The following is a 9,442-nucleotide window of genomic DNA, read 5'->3' as shown; positions in this document are numbered from 1 at the left end:
CAGCGGCAACCCCTCGACGCTGGCCGCGATGATCAAGCACATCAACACGCATGAGAAAAAGCACATCGTAACGCTCGAGGATCCGATCGAATACCTGCACGGTCACGGCTCGTCGATCATCGACCAGCGCGAGGTCGGCAGCGATACGAAAAGCTTCGCCAACGGCCTTCGCGCCGCATTGCGGCAAGATCCGGACGTCATCCTGGTCGGCGGGATGCGCGATCTGGAGACGATCTCCGCCGCGGTGACGGCGGCCGAGACGGGACATCTCGTGTTCGCGACGCTTCACACGACCGACGCGCCGCAGACGATCGGCCGGATCATCGACGCGTTCCCGGGCCATCAGCAGGGACAGATTCGCGCCCAGCTCGCGGCGGTGCTCGTCGCGGTCATCTCGCAGCGGCTGTTGCCGCGGACACAGAACCGGGGCAGAGCTTGCGCGACGGAGATTCTGGTCAATACGCCGGCGGTGGCGAATCTGATCCGTACGGAGAAAATTCATCAGATCAAGAGCGTTATGCAGACCGGCCGTCAGCTCGGCATGCATACGTTGGAGAACTCGATCAAGGAGCTGCTGCAGGCAGGCGCCGTCGAGCCGGCCTATGCGCGGGCCTATCTGGCTGAATCGGGTGCGCTCTGATGGCTGATTTTCTCTATCAGGTTCGCAGTCAGACCGGACGCCACATCAAGGGCAAGCTGTCGGCCTCAAGCAAGTCGGCGGCGATGGACGAGCTACGCAAGCGCAACCTCGTCGTACTCTCCCTCAACGAGCAGAAGACGACCTTTCTCAACACGGACATTTACATCGGCAATCCGGTCAAGCACGAGCACTTCATCATTTACTGCCGGCAGTTCGCCACGCTGATGCGCGCCGGCGTCAGCATCGTCGAAGCGACGGCCATTCTGGCCGAGCAGACGGAGAGCAAGCCGCTCAAAAAAGCGCTGCTGGACGTACACACGGGGCTGTTGCGCGGCGTTTCGTTCTCGCAGTCGGCCGGCGAGCACAAGAAGATTTTCCCCGCCATCTTCCTCAGCATGATCCGTGCCGGCGAAGAGACGGGCGACATCGAAGGCACGCTGGAGAGGCTCGCCAAGTTCCTCGAGAAGCAGCACGTCACCCGGGAAAAGATCAAGTCGGCGATGACGTATCCGCTCGTCGTCGGCGTGCTGGCGATCGGCGCGGTCGTCTACTTGCTGAAGGCGGTCGTGCCGCAGTTCGTGACGATGTTCGAATCGATGAACGCGCAATTGCCGGCAATCACGCTCATGGTACTGGCGCTCAGCAAGTCGATCGAGCATCAGTGGTATCTGTGGCTGCTCGGCGTGGTCGCGTTGGTCGTCGCTTACCAGGTTGCCAAGCGCACGGATAAGGGAAGGTACTGGATCGACTACGGCAAGCTGAAGGTGCCGATCTTCGGCAAGCTTGCGCAGAAAGGCGCAATAGCGCAGCTTACCCGCACGCTATCCTCGCTGTACGCGAGCTCGGTGCCGGTGCTCCAGTCGCTGCAGATTGTCGAGGATCTCGTCAACAACGTCGTCATCGGCGGTTACATTCGCAAGTCCGCGGACTCGCTCCGCCAGGGCAATCCGTTGTCCGAGCCGCTGAAGCAATCGTGGGTATTTCCCCCGATGGTCACGCAGATGATCTCCATCGGCGAAGAGACCGGCGCGCTCGATCAGATGCTGGAGAAGGTTGCCGACTTTTATGAGATGGACGTCGAGAACACCGTCGACCGGCTCAAGTCGCTGCACGAGCCGCTGCTGATCGTTTTCCTGGCCGCACTCGTCGGCACCATCGTGGCGGCGATTATGCTGCCGATGTTCACGCTGTATGGGCAGATGGGTTAAGTGGGGAGAAGGAAGTGCAAGAACAAGTTGTCCATGCGTCATCAGGCGCTAGAACATATAGATTTTAAAAAAAGTGAAAAGCGGAGGGAATGGAAATGAGAACAGCTGTAATGAAGCGTCTCGGCAAGGCGAAGGAAGATCAGAAGGGCTTTACGTTGATCGAGCTTTTGGCGGTAATCGTGATTTTGGCGGTTATTGCGGCGATTGCTGTGCCTTTGATCGGTAATCTAATCAACAAATCAAAAACTGACTCAGATGTTGCTACTGCTCGGCAAATTTATGATGCGTCAAGATTGTATATAACGTCTGAGATGGCTGGGGACCCAACAGGGGGAAGTCATGGTTTAATCATTCCTGTTATACATGGTGCTAATTCTTGGGCTACTCACGGGTTACAAACTGAGGGTTATTTAGACAACAATCTTGTACTGCCGAGTAATAAGGAAGCAATTACTGGTGGTAATGTTGTTTATAGTACAACTGGCGAGCTGCAATATGTCTCAATTATTACAGCAAATAAAACGATCTATGTTTCTGCAGAAGATGTTTTGGCTGGAGAGGGAGAAGCTCAATCTGCCACACCGAGTGGAGTTACTGTCCCAACTGCACCTGCAAGTCCACGTTCATAAGAGCGGAGAAGGAACCGGCCCAACCGGTTCCTTTTTCCTAACTAACATCGAAAGCGACCATCGCCATCATGACGATTCTTATATATATATACCTGTTCGCGCTAGGCGCGGTGCTTGGCTCGTTCTACAATGTCGTGGCGCTGCGCGTGCCGGCGGGTGAATCGATCGTCTCGCCGCCGTCGCGTTGCCCGCGATGCGGGACTCGGCTCACGGGGCGCGACCTCGTGCCGATCGCGAGCTGGCTGCTGTCGCGTGGCCGTTGCCGCCATTGCAAGGCGCCGGTGTCGCCGCTGTATCCGCTAGGCGAAGCCGCGACGGGGCTGCTGTTCGTCTGGGTATACGCCAGCTTCGGCTGGAGCGCGGCCGCCCTGATCGGGCTGCTGCTCGTCAGCCTTTGCGTCATCGTGACCGTGTCGGACCTTGCGACGATGCTCATCCCGAACAAGGTGCTGTTGTTTTTTGCGCCGATTCTGGCTATGGCCTGTCTGCTGCTCCCAAACGATATCCCTTGGTGGAGCCACCTGCTGGGCGCGGCAGCCGGCGGAGGCATCCTGTTGCTTATCGTGATCGTTTCGAAGGGCGGAATGGGGCTCGGAGACGTGAAGCTGTTCGCGGTGCTGGGCTTCGTCATCGGTCTGCCGAACACGGCGGTGGCGCTGGTCACGGCTTGTCTGGCCGGCACCCTTGTCGGGGGCGCCCTTGTAGCGCTCGGCGTCGTAAGACGCAAGCAGCCGGTGCCTTTCGGACCGTTTCTGGCGCTGGGTGCATGTCTTGCATATGCATACGGAGCCGATGCGATCGATTATTATTTATCTTTATTTACCTGAACGGGGCGTGACTCATAATGTTCGGATCAGGCGCCAAGACCATCGGCCTGACCCTGGATCCGTCCGGGGCAAGACTCGTTAAGCTGAAAAAAAAGAAAAGCTGGGAAATCGAACGCGTCAACGTGCTGCCTCTGCCCCCCGGCCTGTTCGAGGAGGACCGAATCTCGGACTACGCGGAGGCTCGTGGTCTGCTGTCGGATTGGGTGAAGGCGGAGAAGCTGCAGGGGCAAAGCGTGACGCTTTCTTTCCCCACCTCGCATGTCATCGTCCGCCGCCTGCGCATCCAGAGCACCAGCGATAAAGACCTGGCGGGACTGGTGGCGCTTGAAGTCGAGACGACGCTGCATCTACCGTTCGAGGATCCCGTACACGACTTTATCAAACTCGGCACCGAAGCGGAGAGTACGAATGTGCTCATATTCGCCGCCTCCAGGCAGCTGATCCAGTCCTACACGGACATGGTCGAAGGAGCGGGCCTCAGAGTATCCGGCATCGAGCTGTCGGCGACGGCGCTGGCGCGCGCGATCCGGGAGCTGCAGGACGAGAAGTTCGAAGAGACGATGCTGATCAACCTCGACGCGAGCGCGCTCGAGATTTATATGTTTCATGGCGGGCATCCGATTTTCCTCAAAACGATCGCGCTCTACGGACAAAGCGATGCCGACGGCGCCCTGAACGAGAACCAGCTGTTCGAGGTGACGGCCGAGATCGCGCGGATGCTTAACTTTTATCAGTTCAGCATTCACGAAGGCAACGCCAGAATTACCGAGGCGCTCATCGTCGGCTCGGATCAAGGCCGCAATCAGCTGCTGGCTGTATTACAGCAGTCGCAGCCGGACGTGAGCGTTCGGGCGTTCTCCTTCGATACCTACGCGACCCAGCATACTTACAGCGCTGACGACAATCGCGTCGCCGTCGGCCTCGCGCTGTGGCATCAGGACAAGAAGCGGATCAATCTCATGCCGCGCGTCGACCGCGATGCACGGCTGTATCCGGTCATCGTGGCGGCATCTTTGGCCGTATGGGTGCTGGCGGTCGCGGCGGTCTCCTATTATTATTTTGACAACAAGTCCGATCTGCGGGCCGGCGAAAAAACGATCGCGCAGCTAAGCGATCAAGTCGCGCTGCTGGAGAGCGGTCTCGAGGCGAAAAACAGCCAGCAATCCGGGCAAACGAATCCGCTCAAGGTGATCGAGGACATTCAAGGCCATCGCCGGGACGCGGTCGCGGTATTGGCGGAGCTCGAGCGCAAGCTGCCGTCTGGAGGCAGACTCCAAAGCGTCAGCTACAGCAGTTTGGGTCAGATTGGCCTGACCGTCCAGCTGCAGGATTACGACAGCGCGTCCCGCTATCTGTTCGATCTGAAGCATATGTCGTTCGCCGCGTCGGCGCAGCTGCAGTCGGTCGCGCAGAGCCCGGCAGGCGAAGGTCCGGCTGCCATCATATCCAAGACGGCGATCTATTCGCTTGACATGAAGAAGCCGGAAGGAGGGAAAGAAGATGACGGGACTGCAGACGCAGCTCAATAAACGGTCGCTGGGCCTTATTGGCGTCGTCCTGCTTTTTCTGCTCCTGCTGCTGTTCGTCGTGTACAAGCAAATGCCGCTAAATGACCGGCTGTCCGAACAAAGCGACGAGATCGCGCGACTCCGCAGCCAAGCGGAGCTGCTCGCAAACAAGGCAGCCGAAGGCAGCGGCGGCGCATCCGAGTACTCGGATGCGTCCGTCCAGCAGGCGCTTCCGCTCTCGGACAATACGGAGCAGATGCTGCTCGATCTGAAAAGCGTCAGCCAGGCGACGGGCGTGGCGCTGCTGAACGCAACCTTCAGCGCATCCGACAGCAACCAGCTGCAGAGCATGCTGGGCGGCGAGCAAACGCCGTATGCCTCGGTCGGCGAGCTCAAAACGGCCGTCGCCATCGAAGGCACTTACGATCGGCTGCTCGAATGGATCGGCGCATTGCAGAAGCTGCCGCGTCTCCTCTCGGTGGACAACTTCGCGCTAGCCAAGCCGTCTGCCGCGGACATGGGCAAGGCGATGACGCTGAACGTCAATTTCACCGCCTACTTCGACCCGTCCTATCGCAATCTGGTAGACGAGGAATTGCTGCCTTACAAAGAGTAACGCCGGATTCCCTGAGAGACAGGACGCAGACGGAGCGACGCTCCGCCTCGTCCTCTTTTCGTTTTTTCGGGCGGATTTCCACCACCAGCGGGACCGGCGGATATGATACAATAGAGAGACACTCTATGAAAAAAGGTTGTCGAATACAGGATGCGAGTGTCGAATAAGCTGGAATTTACGGAGCATCACCGCTATACCGCCTGTCGCGACTTCTCGCTGGGCGGGCTGGAGCGGAAGGTGCTGGCCGATCTCTATCAACCGATGGTGGGCGCGCTCTCTATCGGCTTATATTTGTTGCTCTACCATCATCTCGGCGATGACGAGACCGGGTATGCGCAGCCGGAAGCGCAGCGGAGGCTGTTCCTCGGACTCGGGCTGGAGCCGAGTGCGGCGGGGCGGCAATCGCTTGTCGAGAGCGCCTCGAAGCTGGAGGCGGTCGGTCTCCTGCAGACGTTCCGGCAGCACGATCCGGCTGCGGACGAGACGTTGTACGAGTATGTGCTGCAGCGTCCGCTGGCGCCAGGCGAGTTTTTTGCCAATTTGCATTTGTCCTTGCTGCTCAGAGACCGCATCGGCAAGCCGGCGCTGATGGAGCTTCGCGAGTCTCTCGCGCCGCGCAGCCCGTCGGGGCTGGCGCGATTTCTGAACCGCGAGGAGATTACGGTGCCGTTCTACGAGCTGTTCCGCATCAATGCGGCGCAGGTCGATCCGGAGCTCGAGCAGCCGCTGACGCAGCCGGCGCCCGCTCGCGAAGCCGTCGGCGCGGCCCAGCCGGAGCGCGTGCGGCACAGCGAGCTGCTGCTTCGTTTCCCGAGAGGCTCGTCGAACCGGGTTTACGTGGAGCGGCTCAACCGGGCGCCCGAGTCGATGGCCCAGCTCAACTTCCTCGCGTACAAGTTCGATCTCGAGCTTCCGGAGGTCAGCCGCCTGCTGGACGAGGACGGCGTCTTTCTGCCGGACGGGACGCTGCATTGGGACGAGCTGCAGTCCCGGGCGAATCTGATCTACCGCCAAGGCCGCAAGCGCGGCGAGGAGCGCGAGCGCTATTTATCCCGCGTAGGGGAGACGGCTTCCGTCGAGGCGGCTGCCGCCGCGTTGGATGAGGCGCTGTACGCCGTTCCCCCGTTCGAGGTGCCGGAGCGTCTGAGCAAGCAGGTCGCACGGGACGAGTACGGCCGAATGCTGATGCAGGAGCCGTATACGCGGTTTTTGGAGCGTTTCTTCCCGGGCTCCGTACCCGACGTCTTCGCGCGCATCTTCGAGCGAATCGATCTGAACTACAAGCTGCCCGAGGCTGTCATTAACGTGCTCATTCATTACGTACTCGGCACGAATCACGCGCAGCGCCTGACCGCGAGCTTCATCGATTCGGTCGCTGCGAATATGCTTGCCAAGGGCATCGATTCTTATGACAAAGCGGTCCGGTACGTGCGCGAGCAGGAGAAGCTGAACGAGACGCTCGAGCGCAGACGAAGAGGCGAGAGCGAGCCCGCGCCGGCCGGCAAAGGCAAGACGGCTTCGAGCCGCAGCCGCGCGGGCGCATCGGGCGCGCGCAAGCCGTCGATGCCGGTCGTCGAGGACAAAGGCCCGGCCAAGGCGCTGTCCGCCGAAGAGCGGCAGCGGCTCCGCGACCTGGCGCGGCAGCTGGACAAGAGCTGAGCCAGGTACGGATCCCGTCCCACTGAACGGTTGGCAGCCGGACTAAATAAAGCCGCGTCATCGTCTTATTCGCCTGAACGAGCACCCGACTGGTCAAATAACGCCGCGCCATCGTCTTATTTTCGCAAACGAATGACAATCCGGCCGCTTAACGATATGCCGTCGTCTTATCGCCCCGATATATACGCTTGACCTATCTCGCTATGGAAAGGAGGGATCGCGATGGAGTCGCTTGGAGAAGCGCTGCGCAGCTGGAAGTCCGTGCCTGGCGTCGGCGATCTGGACAGCCTCGCCCGACGGGTGCTCGATGATCCGCTGGTCGCGCAAATTCGCCGCCGGTATCCCGGCTTGGAAGAGCGGACGCTCCGCATCAACCTGAACAAGCTCTATCAGTATGCCAAGGAAGACCGGAGCTGCAGGAGCTGCCCGGGTCTCGACCGCTGCCCGAACGATATGCAGGGCCACTATACGTCGATCACCTGCGCGGAGCAGAACGGCAAGTGGCAGCTGTTCGACGGGAAGACGCCGTGCGCAAGATGGCTGGCCAACGAGCATCAGGAGCAGGTCCGCCGCAGAATCACGAGCCTGAGCAGCAACGTCGACATCGAAGCCGACAGCTACGAAGCCGAGCAGATGCTCGACCTCGACGCGGAGCGGGAGGATGCCGTGCTGCAGCTTCTTGCTTACGTGAACAGAACGCGGACCGACGGCTTGCAGAAGAAGGGACTCTATCTGATGGGCAGCTTCGGTACCGGCAAGACGTATATGGCCGCGTATCTGCTGCACAAGCTTGCCAAGGAGGGCAGGACCGGCGTCATCGTCTACATGCCCGACTTTGTCGAGGATGCCAAGGCGCTCATGATGGAGCCGCAGAAGCTCAAAGAAACGATGACGCTTATGAAGGAGACGGATCTGCTCGTCTTTGACGACATCGGCGCGGAAAATTTGAGCCCGTGGGTACGGGATCACGTCATCGGCGCCATACTTAACCATAGAATGAACCGCAAGCCGACCTTTTACACGTCCAATCACGACCTGGAATCGCTCGAACGCCACTTCAGCTTCACCCACAAGGAAGGCGAGGAGCTTCACAAAGGCCAGCGTCTCATGGACCGGATCCGGCCGTTCGTGGACGTCGTCCATGTGCGGGGCCGCAACCAGCGCGGATAAGCCGCCCTATGCTCTCCCCCTTTATATATCTTCAACCGAAGCCCGCAGCTCTGCTGCGCGGCTTTTTTGATCTAGGCACAAGTTAAAATAACCGAAAAATCACGGGCTTCACTTGGCGACCGACCTGTACGGAGGTGAATGGCGGGAAGGCAAGCAGCTTGGCGGCAATGAGGAACGGGGAGTGGCGTTTAGACGCATGTCCGGCAGGAGGCATCGGACTCAGGTGACGCTATTTTCGTAAAAACGGGTCAAATTGCGGCTATTGCGGACTGGAGGGGCGTTAAGAACCCGGATCAAGGCTAAGCAAAGCCGATCATCCCGCCATAGCGGCTCCTGGGTCCGAGAGCAGGCCGCGAAACGCGGCAGGAACAAGAATAACGGCATCTCTGTCCGCAACTCGTCCATGAACATTCGCTTATCGATTATTTTTGTGATTCCGGCCCATCTATCAACAAATCTTATAAGCGATTTAATTTTCACTTATTGACACTAAACCTACCCGCCTGCTATGATTTTACAAAACCGATTGAAATGGTAGGAATTATTCGGATTTCTACCGGATAACCGGAGGGGGATTAGGTAAATGAAATTGAAATCATCCAAAAAGATCATGTCGTTCGCCGTCGTTACCCTGTTCGTCGCTTTGCTGTCCGCTTGCGGGTCAAACAACAATAACAACAATGCCGCAAGCTCCGGCAGCGCATCCGCATCCGCATCTGCATCCGCGCCCGCATCCGAGTCCGCTTCGCCGTCCGGCACGGCCTCGTCGGAGCCGTCCGCTGCGGCGACCGACAAGCAGAAGTCGATCGAGCTGCTGAACGTATCCTACGATCCGACCCGCGAGCTGTACGAGGCGTTCAACAAGAGCTTCGCCGATTACTGGAAGAAGGAGACCGGCCAGACGGTCAAGATCAACCAGTCGCACGGCGGCTCCGGCGCCCAGGCGCGCAAGGTGCTTGACGGTCTCGAAGCGGACGTCGTGACGCTCGCGCTCGCCTACGACATCGATTCGCTCACCGGCAGCGGCCTGATCAAGAAGGATTGGCAGCAATCGTTCGAATCGAACAGCTCGCCTTACACGTCGACGATCGTCTTCCTCGTTCGCAAGGGAAACCCGAAGGGTATCAAGGATTGGGGCGACCTCGTCAAGAACGGCATCCAGGTCATCACGCCGAATCCGTAGAC

The 9,442-nt window shown here is 59.2% G+C and carries 8 protein-coding genes and 1 pseudogene; all 9 read left to right on the top strand.

Features of this window, described 5'->3' with window-relative positions:
- Nucleotides 1-640, top strand: a 640-nt coding sequence (locus KVT38_RS35075; RefSeq protein ID WP_254639722.1) for a type IV pilus twitching motility protein PilT, incomplete at its 5' end; no start/stop codon positions are given.
- Nucleotides 640-1,848 carry a type II secretion system F family protein gene (locus KVT38_RS32165; RefSeq protein ID WP_217597842.1) on the top strand — a complete coding sequence of 403 codons (1,209 nt, stop codon included), beginning with the start codon at nucleotides 640-642 and terminating at the stop codon, nucleotides 1,846-1,848. The genes KVT38_RS35075 and KVT38_RS32165, both read left to right, overlap by 1 nt.
- Before the next feature lie 95 nt (nucleotides 1,849-1,943).
- Complete coding sequence (locus tag KVT38_RS32160) at nucleotides 1,944-2,477, top strand: type II secretion system protein (RefSeq protein WP_217597841.1); 534 nt, start codon at nucleotides 1,944-1,946, stop codon at nucleotides 2,475-2,477.
- Nucleotides 2,478-2,545: 68 nt separating this feature from the next.
- A complete protein-coding gene (locus KVT38_RS32155) occupies nucleotides 2,546-3,304 on the top strand; it encodes a prepilin peptidase (RefSeq protein WP_217597840.1) in 759 nt (252 codons plus the stop codon).
- A 17-nt stretch (nucleotides 3,305-3,321) separates the two neighbouring features.
- On the top strand, nucleotides 3,322-4,833 hold the full coding sequence (gene pilM / locus KVT38_RS32150) for a pilus assembly protein PilM (RefSeq protein WP_217597839.1): 1,512 nt from the start codon (nucleotides 3,322-3,324) through the stop codon (nucleotides 4,831-4,833).
- Nucleotides 4,805-5,428, top strand: coding sequence for a type 4a pilus biogenesis protein PilO (gene pilO, locus KVT38_RS32145; RefSeq protein ID WP_217597838.1), 624 nt, complete (start codon nucleotides 4,805-4,807; stop codon nucleotides 5,426-5,428). Before pilM ends, pilO begins: the two co-directional genes overlap by 29 nt.
- A 150-nt stretch (nucleotides 5,429-5,578) precedes the next feature.
- Nucleotides 5,579-7,087, top strand: a complete 1,509-nt coding sequence (locus KVT38_RS32140; protein WP_217597837.1) for a DnaD domain protein — start codon at nucleotides 5,579-5,581, stop codon at nucleotides 7,085-7,087.
- 222 nt (nucleotides 7,088-7,309) lie between these two features.
- The gene (locus KVT38_RS32135) at nucleotides 7,310-8,257 is read left to right on the top strand and encodes an ATP-binding protein (RefSeq protein ID WP_217597836.1); all 948 of its coding nucleotides are present in this window, start codon (nucleotides 7,310-7,312) and stop codon (nucleotides 8,255-8,257) included.
- A gap of 583 nt (nucleotides 8,258-8,840) precedes the next feature.
- Nucleotides 8,841-9,437: pseudogene (locus tag KVT38_RS32130) on the top strand (sulfate ABC transporter substrate-binding protein); the annotation flags it as partial.
- Between the last annotated feature and the right edge of the window lie 5 nt (nucleotides 9,438-9,442).

Origin of the sequence: Cohnella sp. GbtcB17 (genome assembly GCF_019091135.1) — a bacterium.
In the GTDB taxonomy this organism is placed as follows: domain Bacteria; phylum Bacillota; class Bacilli; order Paenibacillales; family Paenibacillaceae; genus Cohnella.
The sequence above is the reverse complement of the archived record's forward strand: the minus strand, read 5'-3'. Positions and strand labels throughout refer to the sequence as shown.